The organism is Pseudonocardia sp. ICBG1293 (genome assembly GCF_020131355.1).
Classification (GTDB): domain Bacteria; phylum Actinomycetota; class Actinomycetes; order Mycobacteriales; family Pseudonocardiaceae; genus Pseudonocardia.
Map to the genome: position 1 here is coordinate 378522 of NZ_JAHLEL010000014.1, position 20150 is coordinate 398671.

17 protein-coding genes are annotated in these 20150 nt (G+C 73.9%); 14 read left to right on the forward strand and 3 right to left on the reverse strand.

Features of this window, described 5'->3' with window-relative positions; translation table 11 throughout:
- Nucleotides 1–27 precede the first annotated feature (27 nt).
- The 4 genes from KPF47_RS10090 (at nt 28) to KPF47_RS10105 (ending at nt 4276) form a co-directional block, all read left to right on the forward strand.
- Nucleotides 28–1779, forward strand: coding sequence for a dihydroxyacetone kinase family protein (locus KPF47_RS10090; RefSeq protein WP_224388355.1), 1752 nt, complete (start codon nt 28–30; stop codon nt 1777–1779).
- Nucleotides 1773–2528, forward strand: coding sequence for a triose-phosphate isomerase family protein (locus KPF47_RS10095; protein ID WP_224388357.1), 756 nt, complete (start codon nt 1773–1775; stop codon nt 2526–2528). Before KPF47_RS10090 ends, KPF47_RS10095 begins: the two co-directional genes overlap by 7 nt.
- On the forward strand, nt 2525–3235 hold the full coding sequence (locus KPF47_RS10100) for a GntR family transcriptional regulator (protein WP_224388359.1): 711 nt from the start codon (nt 2525–2527) through the stop codon (nt 3233–3235). Before KPF47_RS10095 ends, KPF47_RS10100 begins: the two co-directional genes overlap by 4 nt.
- A gap of 87 nt (nt 3236–3322) precedes the next feature.
- Nucleotides 3323–4276 (forward strand): sugar phosphate isomerase/epimerase, encoded by a 954-nt coding sequence (locus KPF47_RS10105; protein WP_224388361.1) that lies wholly within the window; start codon nt 3323–3325, stop codon nt 4274–4276.
- A gap of 5 nt (nt 4277–4281) precedes the next feature.
- On the opposite strand, the gene KPF47_RS10110 is transcribed toward KPF47_RS10105, so the two are convergent.
- Complete coding sequence (locus tag KPF47_RS10110; RefSeq protein ID WP_224386790.1) at nt 4282–5529, reverse strand: IS110 family transposase; 1248 nt, start codon at nt 5527–5529, stop codon at nt 4282–4284.
- Between the two features lie 225 nt (nt 5530–5754).
- Here KPF47_RS10110 and KPF47_RS10115 point away from each other — a divergent pair, with 225 nt between their 5' ends.
- Both KPF47_RS10115 and KPF47_RS10120 read left to right on the forward strand, forming a co-directional pair.
- Nucleotides 5755–6756 (forward strand): Gfo/Idh/MocA family oxidoreductase, encoded by a 1002-nt coding sequence (locus KPF47_RS10115; protein ID WP_224388363.1) that lies wholly within the window; start codon nt 5755–5757, stop codon nt 6754–6756.
- Nucleotides 6753–7634 carry a sugar phosphate isomerase/epimerase gene (locus tag KPF47_RS10120; RefSeq protein ID WP_224388365.1) on the forward strand — a complete coding sequence of 294 codons (882 nt, stop codon included), beginning with the start codon at nt 6753–6755 and terminating at the stop codon, nt 7632–7634. Before KPF47_RS10115 ends, KPF47_RS10120 begins: the two co-directional genes overlap by 4 nt.
- 29 nt (nt 7635–7663) lie before the next feature.
- Here the strand turns inward: KPF47_RS10120 and KPF47_RS10125 are convergent, their stop codons facing one another.
- The gene (locus KPF47_RS10125) at nt 7664–8416 is read right to left on the reverse strand and encodes a GntR family transcriptional regulator (protein WP_224388367.1); all 753 of its coding nucleotides are present in this window, start codon (nt 8414–8416) and stop codon (nt 7664–7666) included.
- Nucleotides 8417–8550: 134 nt separating this feature from the next.
- Here KPF47_RS10125 and iolC point away from each other — a divergent pair, with 134 nt between their 5' ends.
- The 8 genes from iolC to KPF47_RS10165 all read left to right on the forward strand — a co-directional run bounded on the left by iolC (nt 8551) and on the right by KPF47_RS10165 (nt 17823).
- Nucleotides 8551–9522: a 5-dehydro-2-deoxygluconokinase gene (gene iolC / locus KPF47_RS10130; RefSeq protein ID WP_224388369.1), complete on the forward strand. Its 972-nt coding sequence runs from the start codon at nt 8551–8553 to the stop codon at nt 9520–9522.
- The gene (locus KPF47_RS10135; RefSeq protein WP_374108819.1) at nt 9519–10418 is read left to right on the forward strand and encodes a class I fructose-bisphosphate aldolase; all 900 of its coding nucleotides are present in this window, start codon (nt 9519–9521) and stop codon (nt 10416–10418) included. The genes iolC and KPF47_RS10135 overlap by 4 nt, the downstream gene beginning before the upstream one ends.
- Nucleotides 10415–11326: a 5-deoxy-glucuronate isomerase gene (gene iolB / locus KPF47_RS10140; RefSeq protein ID WP_224388370.1), complete on the forward strand. Its 912-nt coding sequence runs from the start codon at nt 10415–10417 to the stop codon at nt 11324–11326. The genes KPF47_RS10135 and iolB overlap by 4 nt, the downstream gene beginning before the upstream one ends.
- Nucleotides 11326–13233 carry a 3D-(3,5/4)-trihydroxycyclohexane-1,2-dione acylhydrolase (decyclizing) gene (iolD, locus tag KPF47_RS10145; RefSeq protein ID WP_224388372.1) on the forward strand — a complete coding sequence of 636 codons (1908 nt, stop codon included), beginning with the start codon at nt 11326–11328 and terminating at the stop codon, nt 13231–13233. Before iolB ends, iolD begins: the two co-directional genes overlap by 1 nt.
- Before the next feature lie 14 nt (nt 13234–13247).
- Nucleotides 13248–14753, forward strand: a complete 1506-nt coding sequence (locus KPF47_RS10150; RefSeq protein WP_224388374.1) for a CoA-acylating methylmalonate-semialdehyde dehydrogenase — start codon at nt 13248–13250, stop codon at nt 14751–14753.
- Nucleotides 14754–14874: 121 nt separating this feature from the next.
- Nucleotides 14875–16293, forward strand: coding sequence for a sugar porter family MFS transporter (locus KPF47_RS10155; RefSeq protein ID WP_224388376.1), 1419 nt, complete (start codon nt 14875–14877; stop codon nt 16291–16293).
- Between the two features lie 22 nt (nt 16294–16315).
- A complete protein-coding gene (locus tag KPF47_RS10160) occupies nt 16316–16669 on the forward strand; it encodes a universal stress protein (RefSeq protein WP_224388377.1) in 354 nt (117 codons plus the stop codon).
- On the forward strand, nt 16666–17823 hold the full coding sequence (locus KPF47_RS10165) for a Gfo/Idh/MocA family protein (RefSeq protein WP_224388379.1): 1158 nt from the start codon (nt 16666–16668) through the stop codon (nt 17821–17823). The genes KPF47_RS10160 and KPF47_RS10165 overlap by 4 nt, the downstream gene beginning before the upstream one ends.
- A 12-nt stretch (nt 17824–17835) precedes the next feature.
- On the opposite strand, the gene KPF47_RS10170 is transcribed toward KPF47_RS10165, so the two are convergent.
- Entirely contained in the window at nt 17836–20073 is a 2238-nt protein-coding gene (locus KPF47_RS10170; RefSeq protein ID WP_224388381.1) for a cytochrome P450, read from the reverse strand.
- Nucleotides 20074–20150: the final 77 nt, after the last annotated feature.

Genomic DNA, 20150 nt, shown 5'->3' on the forward strand with positions numbered 1-20150 from the left:
CTGGTCGACGCCGACGAGGAGACCGCGATGACGCGCCTGTTCAACGACCCGGACGAGTTCGCCACCGAGATGACCGCGGGGCTGGTCGCGGCCTCGGCGCGCTGGCTGCGCGCGGCCCCGGGTGGTGTCGTCCGGTCCACCGAGTCCTCCGTGCCCACGGTCGCGCTGGTGGTCGGCGGCGGGTCCGGCCACTACCCCGCCTTCGCCGGCCTGGTCGGTCCCGGCCTGGCACACGGGGCCGCGATGGGGAACCTGTTCGCGTCCCCGTCGACCGCGCAGGTGCACGGCGTCGCCGCCGCCGCCGACCGCGGCCGGGGGGTGCTGCTGTCCTACGGCAACTACGCCGGTGACGTCCTGAACTTCGACGCCGCCCAGCAACGCCTGCGCGAGGCCGGGGTGGACTGCCGCACCGTGGTGGTGACCGACGACGTCTCCAGCGCCGCCGACCCCGCGCTGCGCCGGGGGATCGCCGGCGACCTGTGCGTGTTCAAGGTCGCCGGCGCGGCCTGCGAGGCCGGCCACGACCTCGACGACGTCGAGCGCCTGGCGCGGCTGGCCAACGAGCGGACCCGCTCGCTCGGCGTCGCCTTCGACGGGTGCACCCTGCCCGGCGCCGACGAGCCGCTGTTCACCGTCCCGACCGGGCGGATGGCGGTGGGTCTGGGCATCCACGGCGAGCCCGGCATCGAGGAGACCGCCGTCCCGACCGCGGACGGGCTGGCCTCGCTGCTGGTCGACGGGCTGCTGGCCGAGCGACCCGCGGGCGCGGGGAGCCGGGTGGTGCCGATCCTGAACGGGCTCGGCTCGGTCAAGTACGAGGAGCTGTTCGTGGTCTACCGCGCGGTGCACCGGCTGCTCGGCGAGGCCGGGCTGACGGTCGTCGACCCCGAGGTGGGCGAGTTCTGCACCAGCTTCGACATGGCAGGCGCCTCGCTGACCCTGCTCTGGCTCGACGACGGGCCGGGCGGCGAGCTGGAGACCCTGTGGACCGCACCCTGCGACACCCCCGGGTTCCGCCGCGGCGCGGTGCCCGCCGGGCACCGGGCCCTCGGCGCGGCCGCGTCGGCCGCCGACGCGGCCACCGCGTCGGCGTCGGCGTCGGGGACCGGCCCGGCACCCGCCACCGCCCCCGGCTCCCCCGCGTCCCGGGCCTGCGGGCAGCGGGTCGCCACGGCGCTGGACGCCGTCGCCGTCGTGCTCGACGCCGAGGCGGACGCACTCGGCCAGCTGGACCGCGTCGCCGGCGACGGCGACCACGGGATCGGCATGGCGCGCGGTGGCCGGGCCGCCCGCGACGCCGCCGCGGCGGCGGCCGACGCGGGCGCCGGGGCCGGGACCGTGCTCCGGCACGCCGCCGCCGCGCGGGGCGACCGCGCGGGCGGTGCGTCCGGGGCGATCTGGGCCGCGCTGCTCGAAGCCGTCGGCGCCGCCCTCGGCGACACCGACGCCCCGGACGCGGCCGCCGTCGCCGCGGCGGTCCACGACGGCGGGCGCGCCGTCACCGACGCCGGGGGTGCGGCGGTCGGCGACAAGACCATGGTCGACGCGATCGTCCCGTTCACCACGGTGCTCGGTGAGCGCGTCGCCGCCGGTACCGGCCTCGCCGCGGCGTGGGCGGCCGCCGCCGACGCCGCCGAGGAGGCCGCCGGGGCCACGGCGCGGCTGACCGCCCGGATCGGGCGTGCCCGTGCCCACGGCGAGCGCAGCATCGGCACGCCCGATCCCGGCGCGGTGTCGTTCGCGCTGGTGGTGCGGGCCGCCGGGGACCGTCTGTGCTGATCGGGACCAGCTTCAAGACCTACTTCTCGCACGCCCGCACCTGCTCCTGGCTCCGCGAGGTGGCCGCGCTCGCCGTCCGGCACCCCGCCGTCGCCTCGGGGACGGCCGCGCTGTTCGCCCTGCCGCAGTTCCCGTCGATCCCGGAGTCGGTCCGGATCGCACGGCCGGCCGGGATCGCCGTCGGCGCCCAGACCCTCGCCGTCCACGACGAGGGCCCCTGGACCGGCGAGGTGTCCGGCGCGGTGCTCGCCGAGCTCGGCGCCACCCTGGCCGAGGTCGGGCACGCCGAGCGGCGCACCCACTTCGGCGAGACCGACGACGTCGTCGCCGCGAAGACCCACGCGGCCCTGCGCAACGGGCTCACCCCGGTGCTGTGCGGCGGCGAGTCCGGGCACACCGGGCCCGGCCGGGCCGCCGACGTCGTGCGCGCCCAGGTCGACCACGCCCTGGCGCCGGCCAGGGCGGCGGGCCACGAGGGCGCCGTGGTGGTCGCCTACGAGCCGGTGTGGGCGATCGGCGCGCCCGCGCCCGCGCCGGTCGAGCACGTCCGCCGGGTCGGGTCCGCGCTGCGTGCGCACGTCGGGGAAGTCGCGGGGTCGGCGGTCCTCTACGGTGGGAGCGCGGGACCGGGCCTGCTGCCCCGGATCGCCGACGGGGTCGACGGCCTGTTCCTCGGCCGCTTCGCCCACGACCCGCGCGCCGTCGCCCTGATCCTCGACGAGGTCGCCGCCCTGGAGGGAGCCCGATGAGTGCCACACCGGGACTGCGCGGCGGCATCGAGCGTCGCGGGCTGCGCGACCACGTCTACGAGCGCATCCTCGAGCTGCTGCTCTCCGGCGGTCTCGAGCCCGGCACCCGGCTGGGCATCGACACCATCGCCCGGGACCTGGACGTCTCCCCCACCCCGGTGCGCGAGGCCATGGTGCAGCTCGAACGGACCGGGCTGGTGACGCGGGAGGCCCTCAAGGGCTACCGGGTCGCGCCCCCGCTCGGCGCCGCACAGCTCGCCGAGCTGTTCGACGCCCGGCTGATGCTGGAGACCACCGCCGCCCGGATGGCCGCCCCCGCCTCGGCGGCCCTGCTCGACGAGCTGGCCGCAGCCCACCGGCGGCACGCCGGGGCCGGGGAGCGGGTGGCCGACGCGCTCGCCCGGGGGCGGGTCGACCCCGCGCTGACCGCCGAATACTTCGCGGCCGACACCCAGTTCCACGACGTCGTGCTGCACCACGCGGGCAACCGCTACCTGGCGCAGATGTCGGAGGCACTCGGCGCGCAGGTGCACCGGATGCGCCAGACGGCACTGCGGGGCGTCCCCGACGTCGAGGAGGCCGTCGCCGAGCACGCCGCGGTCGTCGAGGCGTTCACCTCCGGCGGCGTCGACGAGCCGGTCGCCGCGCTGCGCCGGCACCTGGACAACGTGCGGGAACGTTCGCTGCGCCTCGAGCACGACGGCTGACCCACCTCCGAGTCCTCGAAGGGGTTGAGTTCGCGCAGCAATCCTATAGGATCTATCCCACATCGCATGTGCACCGAAGGAGCCGCCATGCCACCGCCCTCCCCTGCACCGACGGCGCAGAGCTGGCCGATCGCCGTCTGCATGCACGGGTTCGCCCCGGTCGGCCCGGACGGGGTCGCCCTGCACGACGCACCCACCGAACGCTGGGACGCGGTGTTCGCCGAGGTCGCCGCCCTGGGGTTCAGCGAGCTGGAGCTCGCCGACTCCCACATCCGCCCCGCCGACCTCGAGCCCACCCGCCGCGCCGAGCTGCTCTCGATCGCGGAGCAGCACGGCGTCGAGATCATCTCGGTGCACGTGCAGCGTCAGAGTGTGCTCCAGCCGGGCCGCGAACAGCGCAACCTCGACTACGCCCACCGCACCATCGACGCCGCCGCGGAGATGGGCATGTCGGTGTTCTCCACCGGCCTGCACCACCCGTTCTCCGAGGCCCAGAAGAAGGCGCTGTGGTTCTGGACCGCACCGGGCTGGAAGGACCCCGACGACGCGCGGACCCGCGCCACCGCCGTCACCCGGCTGCGCGAGCTGGGCGAGCACGCCGCCTCGGTCGGCCTGCCGATGGCCCTGGAGATGTACGAGGACACCTACCTCGGCACCGCGGACTCCGCGGTGCAGCTCGTGCACGAGATCGGCCTGGACAACGTCGGGCTCAACCCCGACATCGGCAACCTGGTCCGGCTGCACCGGCCGATCGAGGACTGGCGCGACATGCACGCCAAGACGCTGCCGTACGCGAAGTACTGGCACGTCAAGAACTACACCCGCGACGAGGCCGCGGACGGCTCGTGGTTCACCGCGACCCCGACCTCGATGGAGCTCGGGCTCATCAACTACCGCCAGGTGGTGCGCGACGCCGTCGAACTCGGCTTCCGCGGGCCGTTCCTGATGGAGCAGTACGGCGGCGACTCGCTCGGTGTCTGCGCCACCAACCGCGACTACCTGCGCGGCCTGCTCACCCTCCCCGGGAAGGAATCCGAATGATGGTGTCAAGCCGCGGTAGCGGGTTGTGGTGCGGTGATGGTGAACATTCTCCGGTCACGCAGCAGGGCCCACAGGACGTCGACCAGGCGTCGGGCCAGGGCGAGCAGAGCTTGGGTGTGCAGCATTCTTTCGCTGCGTTTGCGCTGGTAAAAGGCCCGGGACGGGCCGTTGACCTTGAGGCTGGACAGCGCGGCCATGTAGAACACTCGCCGCAGGCGGCGGTTGTAGCGTCGTGGGCGGCGCAGGTTCCCGCTGATCCGGCCGGAGTCCTGGGGCACTGGGACGAGGCCGGCGTAGGAGGCCAGCCGTCCCGAGCTGGCGAAGCCACCCAGCTCGGAGCCGACATCAGCGCCGATACTGCTGCTGACACCGCCGTTGGTGGCGGTGAGGAATTCCGCGCCCAGAATGGGGCCGAGTCCGGGCAGCGACTCGATGATCGCCGCGTCCGGGTGGGTGCGGAACACGGTGGTGATCAGCTTGTCGGTGTCTTTGATCTCCCGGTCGAGCTCCAACAGCCGCCGGGCCAGGCCGGCGACAAGGACCGCGGTCCGCGTCTCGCTGGGCAGGGTCACGGTCTGGGCGTGGGCTGCGGCGACCGCGGTGGCCGCCATCGTGGGGATGCCTGGTGCCCATGCCCGGTGGGCGTGCAGATACTCGATCACTCCGGCTGTGTCCGCGTCTCGGAGCGCCTGCGGTGTCTGGAACCCGGTGACCAGCACCAGAGCGCTGCGGGTGGAGTAGTCGAAGGCCGCCTCGAGACCGGGAAAGATCGACCCGAGCAGGTCACGCAGCCGGTTGACCCCGCGTACCCAGTCAGCCATCAGGTCCTCGCGGTGGGCCACGAGCCGACGCAGCTCAGCAGTGGTCTCGTCAGTGGCGGTAACCACGGTGAGGTCGGCGCCGGACATGCGGGCGGTGTCGGCGATGACCTTTGCGTCGCGGGCGTCGGTCTTGGCCTCCCCACGGAACACGCCGCTCATCCGGTTGACGACCCGCCCGGGAACGTAGACCACCCGCTGGTCGGCTGCGGTGAGGACGACCTGCAACAGCGCGGCATAGCTGTTGGTCAGATCGATCGCCCACCGCACGTCCTCGGCCGCGGCGGACGCCCGATCGAGCAGAGCTTCGATCGCGGCCTGGTCGTTGCCGACCTTGCGGGAGAACACAACCTTGCCCTCGGCATCGACAGCGCAGGCGTGGTGGGTCCTTTTCCCGACGTCGATCCCGATCCAGACCACTGCTCGTCGCGCCACGAACAAACTCCTGTTGTTGCAGTTCACGCCCGTGGACAACCCGCCATCAGGTCCCTAATCAGCGACGGTTCGCATCAGATCCGAATCAGTGGCCAGGCCTGTCCAGAACGACGGGGCGGCCATTCCTTCCGAGCCACCGAAGCGGCAACAGCTCATCAGCCACACCCCGTCGTCCCGGGCATCCGGGGCATCAACCCCGAACACCTGCGACCTTAGGGACACCTCATGAGGATCGGACTCATCGGCCTCGGCCGGATCGGCGCGTTCCACGCGCGGACCCTGTCCGGGCTGGACACCGTCGACACCCTGGTCGTCACCGACGCCCGCCCGGACGTCTCCGACGCCGTCGCCGCGCAGGTCGGCGCCCGCACCACGGGCTCACCGGAGGAGCTGCTCGCCGCCGGCATCGACGGGGTCGTCATCGCCGCCGCCACCCCGGCGCACCCGGAGCTGCTGCTCGCCGCGGTCGAGGCCGGGCTGCCGGTGTTCTGCGAGAAGCCGCTGGCCGGCCGGATCGACGACGCCGTCGCGCTCGCCGCCAAGCTGGCCGGGCGCGACGAGCGGGTCCAGATCGGCTACCCACGCCGCTTCGACGCCGGCTACGCCGCCGCGCGGGCCGCCGTCGCGGGCGGTGAGCTGGGCCGGCTGCACACCGTGCGGGCCACCACCCTGGACCCCGCCCCGCCGCCCGCCGAGTACCTGCGCGTCTCCGGCGGGATCTTCCGCGACTGCTCGGTGCACGACTTCGACGCCATCCGCTGGGTCACCGGCCGCGAGGTCGTCGAGGTGTACGCCACCGGCGACACGCACGGCGACCCGGTGTTCGCCGAGATCGGCGACGTCTCGACCTCCCAGGCGGTCCTGACCCTCGACGACGGCAGCCACGCCGTGGTCTCGAACTCCCGCTACAACCCGCGCGGCTACGACGTGCGCCTGGAGCTGCACGGCGACGCCGACTCGGTCGCCGTCGGCCTCGACGCCGGGCTGCCGCTGCGCTCGGTCGAGCGGGGGGTCGCCTTCCCCGGCGGCACCCCGCACGCGTTCTTCATGGACCGGCTCGCCCCCGCCTTCCGGGCGGAGCTGACCGCGTTCACCGAGCTCGTCGCCGGGACGCGGCCCTCGCCGTGCACCGTCGCCGACGCCATGGCCGCCGGCTGGATCGCCGAGGCCGCCACCACGTCACTGCGGTCCCGGCGCCCCGTGCGCCTCGAGGAGGTAGTCCGATGAACGCTCCCACCGGTCCCCGGATCGCCGGCGCCCCGATCTCCTGGGGCGTCTGCGAGGTCCCCGGCTGGGGCTTCCAGCTCGACCCGGAGCGCGTGCTCACCGAGATGCGCGAGGTCGGGCTGTCGGCCACCGAGTTCGGCCCGGACGGCTTCCTGCCCGACGCGCCCGCCGCCAAGGCCGCGACGCTGCAGCACCACGGCCTGTCCGCGGTCGGCGGGTTCACCCCGACCCTGCTGCACGTGCCCGGACACGACCCGCTGCCCGGCGTCGAGGCGCTGCTCGCCGGCTACGACGCCGCGCACGCCGGCACCCTGGTGCTGTCCGCCGACTCGGGCGGCACCGGCTACGACTCGCGCCCCGAGCTCGACGGCGCGGGCTGGGCGCTGCTGCTGTCCCACCTGGACCGGATCGCGGAGTACGCCGCGACCCGCGGCGTCGTCGCCGTGCTGCACCCGCACGTCGGGACGATGGTCGAGACCGGCGACGACGTCGCGCGCGTCCTGGAGGGCTCGTCGATCGCGCTGTGCCTGGACACCGGGCACCTGCTCATCGGCGGCACCGACCCGGCCGAGCTGACCCGCCGGGCCCCCGAGCGGGTCGCGCACACCCACCTCAAGGACGTCGACCTCGGCCTGGCCCGCCAGGTGCAGGACGGCCGCCTGACCTACACCGAGGCCGTGGGCGCGGGCATGTACCGCCCGCTCGGCGAGGGCGACGTCGACCTCGAGGGCGTGCTCACCACCCTCGACGCCCACGGCTACGACGGCTGGCACGTCCTGGAGCAGGACACGATCCTGCACGGCCCGCCCACCGGCGACGGCCCCGCGGGCGACGTGCACACCAGCGTGCAGAACCTGCGCAAGGCCCTCGGCCGCTGAGACCGGCCGGGGCACCGCACGGTCCGTACTCAGACCACCAGGGAGGTCTGCACGGTGTAGCGGTCGGCGCGGTACAGGTGCCGCCCGACCTCGACCAGCGCGCCCGCGTCGTCGTAGACGATCAGCTCGGCGGTGACGCACGCCAGCGGGCGGGGCTGCTCCAGCAGTCCCGCCTCCTCGGCATCCGCCAGGCGGGCCCCGATCGTCTGGTGCGCGATGGCGATCTGGGCGCCCTGCTCGCGGAGCAGGTCGTAGAGGCTGCGCCCGGCCAGCGCGGCGTCGTCGAGCTCGAAGCGCGCGGGCACGTAGTTGGTCATGATCGCCAACGGCTCCCCGTCGGCCCAGCGCAACCGGCGGAGAAGGTGCAGCGGGGTGTCCGGGGCCATCACGTCGCCGAGGTCGATGCCCGCCGCCGACGGCGTGGTGGTGTCGTGCGTGAGCAGCCGGGTGTCGGGCTCGCGCCCGCCCGAGGCGAGGTCGCTGTAGAGGCTGGTCAGGCGGGCGTCGCGGTGGATGGCCGGGCGCACCACCTGGGTCCCGAGACCGCGGCGGCGCACCAGCAGCCCCTTGCGGACGAGCTCCTGGATCGCCTGGCGCGCGGTCGGCCGGGCCAGCCCGAGTCGTTCGGTGAGCGAGAGCTCGTTCTCCAGCCGGTCGCCGGGACGGAGGGCTCCGTTGTCGATCGCGGCCTCGATGGCCTGCGAGAGCTGGTGGTACAGCGGCACCGGACTCGTCCGGTCGAGACGGACGTCGACCTGGACGGCGTCGGAGCGGGTAGCCATGTCCACCACTCTACCGGCCCAGGTTCGCTTGTCCTTATGTCTGTACAAACTGTTGACCGCGGGCGCGGGGCCGCCTACCGTTCTCCCCGTCGCCCGTTCCGCCGCACACCGCCCACGAGAGGTCACCGAGGACCATGAACGCCCCCGCTGAGATCCTCACCTTCGGCCGCGCCGGGGTGGACATCTATCCGCTGCAGGTCGGCGTCGGCCTGGAGGACGTCGTCTCGTTCGGCAAGTTCCTCGGTGGCACCACGGCCAACGTCGCGGTGGCGGCGGCCCGGCTCGGCCGGCGCGCCGCGATCGTCACCGGCGTGGGCGACGACCCGTTCGGTCGCTACGTGCGCCGTGAGCTGAACCGGCTGGGGGTGGACGACCGGCACGTCGTGACGAGCTCCGAGTTCCCGACACCGGTGACGTTCTGCGAGATCTTCCCACCGGACGACTTCCCGCTCTACTTCTACCGCAGGCCCTCCGCCCCGGACCTGCAGGTCTCCCCCGCCGACCTGGACCTCGACGCGATCGCCGACGCCGGCCTGTTCTGGCTGAGCGTGTCCGGGCTGTCCGAGGAACCCTCGCGCGCGGCGCACCACGAGGCGCTCGCCGCCCGGGCCCCCGGTAGCGGGCCGACGGTGCTCGACCTGGACTACCGGCCGATGTTCTGGGAGTCCCCCGCGGCCGCGACCGAGCAGGTGCAGAAGGTGCTCGGCCAGGTCACCGTCGCCGTCGGCAACAGCGAGGAGTGCGCGGTCGCGGTCGGTGAGACCGACCCGGAGCGGGCCGCCGACGCGCTGCTCGACGCCGGCGTCGAGCTGGCGATCGTCAAGCAGGGCCCGAAGGGGGTGCTCGCGCGGTCGCGCACCGAGCGTGTGGTGAGCCCCCCGATCCCGATCACCCCCGTGAACGGCCTCGGTGCCGGCGACAGCTTCGGCGGCTCGCTCGCCCACGGCCTGCTCGCCGGGTGGCCGCTGGAGACGGTGCTGGCCCGGGCGAACGCGGCGGGCGCGATCGTCGCGTCCCGTCTGGAGTGCTCCACCGCCATGCCCACCGCCGCGGAGATCGACGTCCTGCTCGCCGGCGGGGACCCGAACCGGAAGGAGGCGTCGTGAGCTTCGCCCGCGACTACGACGAGGTGCGCGAGATCCGGGCCTCGTCGCCCGAGCGCATCCCGGCCCTGCTGGCGGCACGACGGCGTCGTCCGTTCGTCCCCGCCGACGGCCGGCTGATGATCGTCGCGGCCGACCACCCGGCACGCGGGGCGCTGGCCGCCCGCGGCCGGGCGGACGCCATGGCGAGCCGCCCGGAGCTGCTCGACCGGCTCCGGACCGCGCTGGCCCGGCCCGGTGTCGACGGCGTGCTGGCCACGGCCGACATCCTCGAGGACCTCCTGCTGCTGGGGGCGCTGGAGGGCAGGGTCGTCGTGTCGTCGATGAACCGCGGCGGGCTCCAGGGTGCGAGCTTCGAGCTGGACGACCGGCTCACCGGCTACGACGTGCGCGGCACCGTGGACGCCGGCTTCGAGGCCATCAAGATGCTGACCAGGATCGACCTGTCCGACCCGGGCAGCGTGCGGACCCTGGAGACCTGCGCCGGGGTGGTCAGCGAGGCCAACCGGGCCGGCCTGGTCGCGATGGTGGAGCCGTTCCTGTCGCGACGCATCGACGGCCGCGTGGTCAACGACCTGTCCCCCGAGGCCGTGATCCGGTCGGTGCACATCGCGCAGGGCCTGGGCGCGTCGAGCGCCTACACCTGGATGAAGCTGCCGGTGGTCGAGGAGATGGAGCGGGTGATGGACGCGACCACGCTGCCGACCCTGCTGCTGGGCGGTGACCCGACCACCAGCCCGGACGAGACCTACGCGTCCTGGAAGTCCGCCCTGGAGCTGCCGTCGGTGCGCGGGCTCATCGTCGGACGCGCACTGTTGTACCCGGAGGACGGCGACGTCGCCTCGGCCGTCGACACCGCCGTGTCGCTGGTACGCCCGCAGGAGGTGAGGGCCGCATGAGCGCGTCCACGAGCGCACCGTCGGCCGCGGGCCGCCGCGACCCGCACTACGTCGTCCCGGCCGGGACGAGCCCGGGAGACGGCTGGGAGCTGGAGGTCACCCAGGACTCCGCCGGGTGGGAGCACTCCTCGCTGCGGATCCTGGCGCTGTCCCCCGGTGCGTCACGCACGGTGGACACCGGCGGCGAGGAGATGTTCCTCGTCCCGCTGTCCGGGTCCGCGACGGTCACCCTCGGTTCCGAGACCCACGAGCTCGCGGGCCGGGCCGGGGTGTTCGAGGGCCCCACCGACTTCGCCTACCTGCCGGTGCGCTCCGCGGTCACCGTGACCTCCGCCGCCGGGGGCCGCTTCGCCCTCTGCGGTGCCCGCACCGACCTCGCGCTGCCGTTCCGGTACGGGCCCCGCGCCGACGTGCCGGTCGAGCTGCGCGGCGCAGGCCGGTCCTCGCGCCAGGTCCGCAACTTCGGTGCGGCCGGCGTGTTCGAGGCCGCGTCGGCCATCTGCGTCGAGGTGGTCACGCCGGGCGGGAACTGGTCGAGCTACCCCGCGCACAAGCACGACGAGGCCGGACCCCACGAGTGCGAGCTCGAGGAGATCTACTACTTCGAGGTCGCGCCCGGTCCGGCCGGACAGCCCGGTCTCGGGTTCCACCGCACCTCCAGCTCCCCCGGTCATGACATCGACATCACGGTCGAGGTCCACGACCGGGACACCGTGCTCATCCCGTGGGGCTGGCACGGCCCGTGCGCCGCGGCCCCCGGGCACGACATGTACTACCTCAACGTGATGGCCGGCCCGGGCGAGGAGCGCGCCTGGCGGATCACCGACCACCCCGACCAGGCCTGGGTCCGCGACACGTGGGCGGACCAGGCCGTCGATCCCCGTCTCACCGGGAACGGAGGCCAGTGATGACCGAGACGGTCCGGCTGACCGTCGCCCAGGCCGTCGTGCAGTTCCTGGGCGTCCAGTACAGCGAGCGCGACGGTGTGCGCCGCAAGCTCTTCGAGGGCTGCTTCGGCATCTTCGGCCACGGCAACGTGGCCGGGCTGGGCCAGGCGCTGCTGCAGGCCGAGCTGACCGAGCCGGACCTGCTCCCCTACGTGCTGGGCCGCAACGAGCAGGCGATGGTGCACACCGCCGTCGCCTACGCCCGGGCCACGGACCGGCTGCGGATGTGGGCGGTGTCCTCGAGCGTCGGGCCGGGCGCGACGAACATGGTCACCGGCGCCGCGCTGGCGACGATCAACCGGCTGCCGGTGCTGCTGCTCCCGGCCGACACCTTCGCCGACCGCGCGGCCTCGCCGCTGCTGCAGGAGCTGGAGCGTCCCGACGCCGGTGACGTCACCGTCAACGACGCGTTCCGCCCCGTCTCGGCCTACTTCGACCGGGTCTGGCGCCCCGAGCAGCTGCCCGCCGCGCTGCTGTCGGCGATGCGGGTGCTGACCGACCCGGCCGCCACCGGGGCGGTCACCGTCTGCCTCCCGCAGGACGTGCAGGCCCAGGCGCACGACTGGCCGGTGGAGCTGTTCGCCGAGCGCACCTGGCACGTCGCCCGTCCCCGCCCGGAGTCCTGGGCCGTACAGCGCGCCGCGGAGCTGGTCCGCGCCGCCGAGCGCCCGGTCGTCGTCGCCGGGGGCGGGGTGCACTACAGCGGCGCCACCGAGGCACTGGCCGCGTTCTGCGCCGCGACCGGCATCCCGGTCGGCCAGAGCCAGGCCGGCAAGGGCACCCTGGTCTGGGACCACCCGCAGTGCCTGGGCGCCATCGGGTCGACCGGCACCACCGCGGCCAACGCGATCGCCCGCGATGCCGACCTCGTGATCGGTGTCGGGACCCGCTACTCGGACTTCACCACCGCCAGCCGCACCGCGTTCGCGCACCCCTCCGTCCGGTTCGTGAACGTCAACGTGGCACCGATCGACGCGGTCAAGCACTCCGGGGTGTCGGTCGTCGCCGACGCCCGGGAGACCCTGACCGAGCTCACCGCGCTGCTGGCCGGCCACCGCGTCGACGAGGGCTACGTCGCGGAGTACACCCGGCTCGACGCCGCGTGGACCGCGACCGTCGACGCCGCCCACCACCCGGCGGTCCCGGCGGCCGGCGCCGGCGGGCTGCTGACCCAGGGCGAGGTCATCGGCATGGTGAACGACCTGTCCGACCCGCGCGACGTCGTCGTGTGCGCCGCCGGTTCGATGCCCGGTGACCTGCACAAGCTGTGGCAGACCCGGGACGCCAAGGGCTACCACGTCGAGTACGGGTACTCCTGCATGGGCTACGAGGTCGCCGGCGGCCTCGGCGTGCGGCTGGCCTGCCCGGACCGCGACGTGTTCGTCATGGTCGGCGACGGCTCCTACCTGATGATGGCCACCGAGCTGGCCACCGCCGTCCAGGAGGGCATCAAGATCATCACGGTGCTGGTGCAGAACCACGGGTTCGCCTCGATCGGCGCGCTGTCGGAGTCGCTCGGGTCCCAGCGGTTCGGCACCCGCTACCGCTACCGGTCGGCGCGGTCGGGCCGGCTCGACGGCGACGTGCTGCCGCTGGACCTCGCCGCGAACGCGGAGAGCTTCGGCCTGCGCGTGCTGCGGGTCTCGACCCCCGGCGAGTTCGCCGACGCGGTCAAGGCCGCCAAGGCCGCCGAGGACTCCACCGTGATCCACGTCGAGACCGACCCGCTCGTCGGTGCGCCGGACTCGGCGTCCTGGTGGGACGTCCCGGTGTCGGCGGTCAGCGACCTGGACTCCACGCGGGCCGCCCGCACGGTGTACGACGAGCACAAGGCGACGCAGCGCACGTTCCTGCGCCCGAGCAGCTGAGAAGGAAGAGGACCATGACGAGCACGCTGCAGAAGACGCTCCACCACTGGGTCGCGGGCCGGCCGGTCGAGGGCACCTCCGGGCGCACCGGCGAGGTCACCGACCCGGCCACCGGTGAGGTCACCGCGCACCTCCCCCTCGCCGGCACCGACGAGGCCGCCGCGGCGATCGCCGCGGCGAAGGACGCGTTCCCCGGCTGGCGCGACACCTCCCTGACCAGGCGCACCCAGATCCTGTTCCGGTTCCGCGAGCTGCTCAACGCCCGCGCCCCGGAGCTGGCCGCGCTCATCACCGCCGAGCACGGCAAGGTGCTCTCCGACGCCGCGGGCGAGGTCGCCCGCGGCCAGGAGGTCGTCGAGTTCGCCTGCGGCATGCCGCACCTGCTCAAGGGTTCGGCGACCGAGAACGCCTCGACCGGCATCGACGTCCACTCGGTGCGCCAGCCGCTCGGCGTCGTCGGGATCATCAGCCCGTTCAACTTCCCGGCCATGGTCCCGATGTGGTTCTTCCCGATCGCGATCGCCGCGGGCAACACCGTCGTGCTCAAGCCCTCGGAGAAGGTCCCCTCCGCCGCGCTGTGGATCGCCGAGCTGTGGTCGGAGGCCGGCCTGCCCGACGGCGTGTTCAACGTCCTGCACGGCGACAAGACCGCCGTCGACGCCCTGCTGACCAGCCCGGACGTCCGCTCGATCAGCTTCGTCGGCTCCACGCCGATCGGCCGCTACGTCTACGAGACCGGCACCGCGCACGGCAAGCGCGTCCAGGCCCTCGGTGGCGCGAAGAACCACATGGTCGTCCTCCCCGACGCCGACCTCGACCTCGCGGCCGACCAGGCGGTCAACGCCGGGTTCGGGTCCGCGGGCGAGCGCTGCATGGCCGTCTCGGCGCTGGTGGCGGTCGGTGACATCGCCGACACCCTGGTCGCGAAGATCGCCGACCGGGCCAGGGCCCTGCGCACCGGCGACGGTCGCCGTTCCTGCGACATGGGGCCGCTCGTGACGCGGGCGGCGCGGGACCGGGTGGCGGGCTACGTCGACGCCGGCGAGTCCGAGGGCGCCACCGTCGTCGTCGACGGCAGGACGGGCGAGTTCGACGCCGAGGGGTCCGGCTTCTTCGTCGGCCCCACCCTGCTCGACCACGTCACCCCCGACATGAGCGTCTACACCGACGAGATCTTCGGGCCGGTGCTGTCGGTCGTGCGGGTCGAGAGCTACACGCGTGCCGTCGAGCTGATCAACGCCAACCCCTACGGCAACGGCACCGCGATCTTCACCAACGACGGCGGCGCCGCCCGCCGCTTCCAGAACGAGGTCGAGGTCGGCATGATCGGCGTCAACGTGCCGGTCCCCGTGCCGATGGCCTACTACAGCTTCGGCGGCTGGAAGAACTCGCTGTTCGGCGACACCCATGCCCACGGTGTCGAGGGGGTGCACTTCTTCACCCGCGGCAAGGTCGTCACCACCCGGTGGCTCGACCCCGGCCACGCCGGCGTGAACCTCGGCTTCCCGACCAACACCTGACCCCGCCCGCCGGGTGGCCGTGAGGGCCACCCGGCGCCGCCGGACCGGACACCGTGCACGGCCGGCCGTCCGGTGTCCCGGCCTGCCCGCGACCGGCCGTGCCCCTCGATGCGGAGGACCCATGACCACCCACGGAGCGACCGGCGCCGCCGCCGGGCTGCCCCCCGACACCCAGGGACCGCACTCGTCGCGGCTCGGCCTGATCACCGTCATCGCCACCTTCGGCGGGCTGCTCTTCGGCTACGACACCGGCGTCATCAACGGCGCCCTGGAGCCGATGACCCGCGACCTCGGGCTCACCCCGCTGACCGAGGGCTTCGTCGTCAGCATCCTGATCGTCGGGGCGGCGGTCGGCGCGGTCGCCGGCGGGTCGCTGTCGGACACCTACGGCCGACGGCACAACATCCTGCTGCTCGCGCTGGTGTTCATGGTCGGCACGATCGGCTGTGTCCTGGCCCCGAGCTGGCAGGTCCTCGCCCTCTTCCGGTTCGTGCTCGGCCTCGCCGTCGGCGGCGCGTCGGCCACCGTCCCGGTCTACCTCGCCGAGATCGCCCCGGTGGAGCGCCGCGGCGGGCTCGTCACCCGCAACGAGGTCATGATCGTCTCCGGCCAGTTCGCCGCGTTCGTGGTGAACGCGGCCATCTACAGCATCTGGGGTGAGGTCGACGCGGTCTGGCGGGTCATGCTGCTGGTCGCGCTGTTGCCCGCGGTCGTGCTGTTCGTCGGGATGCTGCGGATGCCGGAGAGCCCGCGCTGGCTGGTCTCGCGCGGCCGCGAGGAGGAGGCGCTGGCCGTGCTGCGCCAGGTCCGATCCGACGAGCGGGCCCGCGCCGAGATGGCCGAGGTGCACCGGCTCGCCGACGAGGAGCGGGCCTCGCGCACCGGCGGGGCCACCGACCTCGGGGTGCGCTGGATCCGGCGGCTCATCCTGATCGGCGCCGGGCTGGGGGTCTTCCAGCAGGCGACCGGCATCAACTCGGTCATGTACTACGGCACCCAGCTGCTCGGCGACGCCGGCTTCTCGGCGAACGCCGCGGTCGTCGCGAACACCCTGAACGGGCTGTTCTCCGTGCTGGGCGTGACCGTGGGCCTGCTGCTGATCAACCGGATCGACCGCCGCACGATGCTGCTCGCCGGGTTCGTCCTCACCACGACCTTCCACCTGCTCGTCGGGCTGGCGGCGCTGCTGCTGCCGGACGGCGCCGCCAAGGCCTGGTTCATCCTGGTCTTCGTCGTGCTGTTCGTGTTCTCCATGCAGGGCACGATCGGCCCGCTGGTGTGGCTGATCCTGTCCGAGATCTTCCCGCTGAGGATCCGCAGCCTGGCCATCGGCATCAGCGTGTTCGTGCTGTGGATCGCCAACGCGGTGGTCGCGCTGCTGTTCCCGCCGATGGTCGCCGCGATCGGCATCGCCAGCTCCTTCTTCGTCTTCGTCGCCCTCGGGCTCGGCGCGCTCGTCTTCGTGTACCGGGTTGTCCCGGAGACCCGGGGACGGTCGCTGGAGCAGCTCGAGGCCGAGTTCCGTACCCGCTACGCGTGAGCCCGACAGGGAGGGAATGCACATGAGCGTGCTCGTCGCCGTCGCCGCAGGCCCGGAGGGCGCCGCCGCCCTGGCGGCCGGGGTCGCCGAGGCCGACCTGCTGGGCACCGACCTGGTCGTGGTCAACCTGACGCTCGACCCGCTGGGACCGGTCCCGGCCGCGTCCGCAGTGCTGGAGCGCGACGGCCCCGGCGACCGGGACCCGGTCGACGCCGTCCTCGACGAGATCGCCGAGCGCGGCGACGTGGCGCGGCTCGTCATCGGGCTGCGCCGGCGCAGCCGGGTCAGCAAGGCGCTGCTCGGCAGCGTGTCGCAGCGACTGCTGCTGGACAGCCCGGTCCCGGTACTGGCCGTCAAACCGGAGGGATCCGCATGACCAGCGAGATCGGGGTGGGCGTCGTCGGCGCGGGGTGGATGGGCCACCTGCACGCGCGCGCGTACGCCCGGCTGCCGCACCACGTCACCGACCTGCCGCTGCGGCCGCGCCTGGTCGCGGTCGCCGACCCGGTGGCCGCCGCCGGGGCGGACCACGTCGCCCGCTACGGCTTCGCCCGCGCCGTCACCGACTGGCGAGAGCTGGTCGCCGACCCCTCGATCGCGGCGGTGAGCGTCGCGTCGCCGAACAGCACCCACCGCGAGGTCGGTGTCGCCGTCGCCGAGGCGGGCAAGCACCTCTGGATCGAGAAGCCGGTCGGGCTGTCCTCCACCGACACCGCGGCCGTCGCCCGGGCGGTGCGCGCGGCGGGCGTGCAGGCGACCGTCGGGTTCAACTACCGGATGGTGCCGGCCGTCGCGCGGGCGAAGCGCCTGATCGACGACGGCGTGCTGGGCACGCCCACGCACGCCCGGTTCCGGCTGCTCACCGACTTCGCCGCCGACCCGTCGGGGGTGCTGAGCTGGCGGTTCACCCGCGAGCACGGCGGCTCCGGGGTGCTCAACGACCTGGCCGTGCACGGGGTGGACCTGGTGCGGCACCTGGTCGGGGATCTCGCCTCGGTGGTGGCCGACGGCGACCGGTTCGTCCCTCGCCGCCCGGTCGCCCCCGCCGGGGCGAGCCAGTACGTCCGTGCCGCCGCCGACGCCCCCACCGGCGAGGTCGAGAACCTCGACTTCGTCTCGGTGCTGGGCCGCGCCGTCGGCGGGGCGATCGTGACGCTGGAGGCCAGCCGGGTCGCGGTCGGTGACCAGAACGACTACGGCTTCGAGATCCACGGCACCCGCGGGTACCTGTCGTTCGACTTCCGGCGCCCCGGCGAGCTCGTGGTCGCCGCGGGCGGGTCGTACGTCGACCAGCCCGCGACGACCTGGGCGGCCGCCCCCGGCGACGGCGATTTCGCGCTGTTCCAGCCCGGGGCGGGCAACCCCACCGGCTTCGACGACCTCAAAGTCTCCGAGTGCGCGGCGTTCCTGCGCGGGGTCGCCGAGGGCCGTTCGGGCGGGGCGACGATCGACGACGCCCTGGCCGCGGCCCGGGTGCTCGACGCCGTCGCGGAGTCGGTGGACGAGCGCGCCTGGGTCGACCTGGGCTGAGGACACCGCGGCCTACAGGTCCAGCACGAGCCGCGCCGAGCGGGCCCGGGAGACGCAGATCATCATGCAGTCGCCCGCGGCCCGCTCGGCGTCGTCGAGCACGGAGTCGCGGTGGTCGACCTCGCCGTCCAGCACCCGGGTCTCGCAGGTCCCGCAGGTCCCCTCGGCACACGACGACAGCACCGTCGCCCCCGCCTGCTCGACGACCTCGAGCACCGACCGCTCCGGCGGGACCTGCAGGGTCACCCCGGTGCGGGCCAGCTCGACGTCGAACGCCTCGGCCCGGGCCGGCTCGCCGACCGGCTTCGGGCTGAACCGCTCCACGTGCAGCGCGCCGTCCGGCCAGCCCGCGCACCGCTGCTCGACGGCGGCGAGCAGCGGTTCCGGACCGCAGCAGTAGACGAGGGTCTCCTCCCGCGGGGTGCCGAGCAGGCCGTCGAGGTCGAGCAGGCCCACCTCGTCCTGCGGGGCGACGACCACCCGGTCGCCGTAGCGGCCCAGCTCGTCCAGGAAGGCCATCGACGCCCGGCGGCGGCCGCCGTAGACGAGCTGCCAGTCGGCGCCGGCCGCGTCCACGGCGGCGACCATCGGCAGGATCGCGGTGATCCCGATGCCGCCGGCCACGAACAGGTAGCGCGGTGAGCAGGCCAGCGGGAAGTTGTTGCGCGGGCCGCGCACCCGCACGGTGTCCCCGACCGACAGCGCGTCGTGGACGTGCCGGGAGGTGCCGCGTCCGGCGTCCTCGCGCAGGACGCCCATCCGCCAGGTGGTGGTGTCGGCCGGGTCCCCGCACAGCGAGTACTGGCGGGCGGTGGCCCCGCCGCAGAGCAGGTCGGCGTGCGCTCCGGGACGCCAGGCCGGCAGCGGCGAGCCGTCGGCGGCCCGCAGGGTCAGGGTCACCACGCCCTCGGAGACGGGCTCCTTGGCGACGACCGTCGCCTCGGCCACGACCTCGGTCACCACCCCGCTCCGGGAGCCCGCGCCCGGGGCCGGGCGGCGGTGCTCCGGCCCGGCGTCGGGGACCGGGGCGGCGAGCGCGAGCGGCATCGACTTCCAGACGTACATGTTGGGCGAGCTGGCGTAGAACCGGGGAGGGCCGTCGAGGACGAAGTCCCCGAGCAGCGGCAGCGCCTCCTCCAGCGCGACCCGCGCCTCCAGCCGGGCGAGCGGCGCGCCGAGGCAGCCGTGCACGCCCTCGCCGAATCCGAGGTGCCGGCCGGGCGGGCGGGTGATGTCGAACCGGTCGGGGTCGGGGAAGCGGCGGTCGTCGCGGTTCGCCGCGCCCGGGACCAGCACCACGCGCGAGCCCGCGGGGAGGGTGACGCCGTGCAGGCGTACCTCGCGGCCGGTGGTGCGGGCGGTGAGCTGCAGCGGGGTCGCCCAGCGCATCGCCTCCTCGACCGCGGCCGGGACCAGCGACGGGTCCGCCCGCAGCAGGGCGAGCTGGTCGGGGTTCTCGGCCAGCAGCTTGAACAGTGTCGTGACCAGCCCGGCGGTGGACTCGACCCCGCCCAGGAAGAGGATCATCATCAGACCGCTGATCTCGGAGGTCGTGGTGATCTCCCCCGGGACGAACGGCTCGCCGTCGACGTCGGCGGTCACCATCGAGGTCATCAGGTCGTCGCGCCCGGACCGGCGGCGCGACTCCAGGACGTCGATGAAGTACTGCTGCACCTTCGGGGTGGCGGCCCTCGCCTTCGGGCCGAGGTGCGGCGTGCCGGGGATCCGGTCCTTGAGCTCGTGGGTCCAGTGCTCCAGCTGGTCGCGGCGGGCACGCTCGGCGTCGGTGGCCTCGGCCCGGCTCGGGAAGCCCATGAGGTGGAAGAACACGTCGAACGGCATCGGCCAGGCCAGGTCCCGGCCGATGTCGATGCGGTCCCGCCCGGCCCAGGACCCGACGAGCCCGCGGACGACGCCGCGCACGCCCTCCTCGAGCCGGGCGATCCGCCGCGGCACGAAGAACGGCTGCACGACCCGGCGCACCTGGTCGTGGCGCGGGTTGTCCATCGACCCGATCGACCCGGGCGGGACGTGCTCGAGGCGCGAGTCGTCGATGTCCATGCCCTCGTGGCTGAGGAAGGTCTCGGCGTCGGTGATCGCGGCACGGACGTCGTCGAAGCGGGTCAGGGCGTACCAGCCGTAGCGCTCACTGTGGTGGACCGGCTCCGCGTCCCGCATCCGCCGGTAGGTCCCGAACGGGTCGTCGGTGTAGAAGCTCGGGTCGAACGGGTCGTACACGACCGCCGTCATGGGGGCCTCCTCGCCGCCGGGTGGGTTGAAGCGCTCTAACGACAAAGATTAGAGCGCTCTAACACGCACGCGTCAAG

Excerpts from the sequence above, each read along its gene's own strand:
- KPF47_RS10105 (WP_224388361.1), top strand. The coding sequence starts at position 3,323 with ATGCCACCGCCCTCCCCTGCACCGACGGCGCAGAGCTGGCCGATCGCC.
- KPF47_RS10090 (WP_224388355.1), top strand. The coding sequence starts at position 28 with ATGACGCGCCTGTTCAACGACCCGGACGAGTTCGCCACCGAGATGACC.
- KPF47_RS10115 (WP_224388363.1), top strand. The coding sequence starts at position 5,755 with ATGAGGATCGGACTCATCGGCCTCGGCCGGATCGGCGCGTTCCACGCG.
- KPF47_RS10165 (WP_224388379.1), top strand. The coding sequence starts at position 16,666 with ATGACCAGCGAGATCGGGGTGGGCGTCGTCGGCGCGGGGTGGATGGGC.
- iolC (WP_224388369.1), top strand. The coding sequence starts at position 8,551 with ATGAACGCCCCCGCTGAGATCCTCACCTTCGGCCGCGCCGGGGTGGAC.
- KPF47_RS10100 (WP_224388359.1), top strand. The coding sequence starts at position 2,525 with ATGAGTGCCACACCGGGACTGCGCGGCGGCATCGAGCGTCGCGGGCTG.
- KPF47_RS10155 (WP_224388376.1), top strand. The coding sequence starts at position 14,875 with ATGACCACCCACGGAGCGACCGGCGCCGCCGCCGGGCTGCCCCCCGAC.
- KPF47_RS10170 (WP_224388381.1), bottom strand. The coding sequence starts at position 20,073 with ATGACGGCGGTCGTGTACGACCCGTTCGACCCGAGCTTCTACACCGAC.
- iolB (WP_224388370.1), top strand. The coding sequence starts at position 10,415 with ATGAGCGCGTCCACGAGCGCACCGTCGGCCGCGGGCCGCCGCGACCCG.
- iolD (WP_224388372.1), top strand. The coding sequence starts at position 11,326 with ATGACCGAGACGGTCCGGCTGACCGTCGCCCAGGCCGTCGTGCAGTTC.
- KPF47_RS10150 (WP_224388374.1), top strand. The coding sequence starts at position 13,248 with ATGACGAGCACGCTGCAGAAGACGCTCCACCACTGGGTCGCGGGCCGG.
- KPF47_RS10120 (WP_224388365.1), top strand. The coding sequence starts at position 6,753 with ATGAACGCTCCCACCGGTCCCCGGATCGCCGGCGCCCCGATCTCCTGG.
- KPF47_RS10160 (WP_224388377.1), top strand. The coding sequence starts at position 16,316 with ATGAGCGTGCTCGTCGCCGTCGCCGCAGGCCCGGAGGGCGCCGCCGCC.
- KPF47_RS10125 (WP_224388367.1), bottom strand. The coding sequence starts at position 8,416 with ATGGCTACCCGCTCCGACGCCGTCCAGGTCGACGTCCGTCTCGACCGG.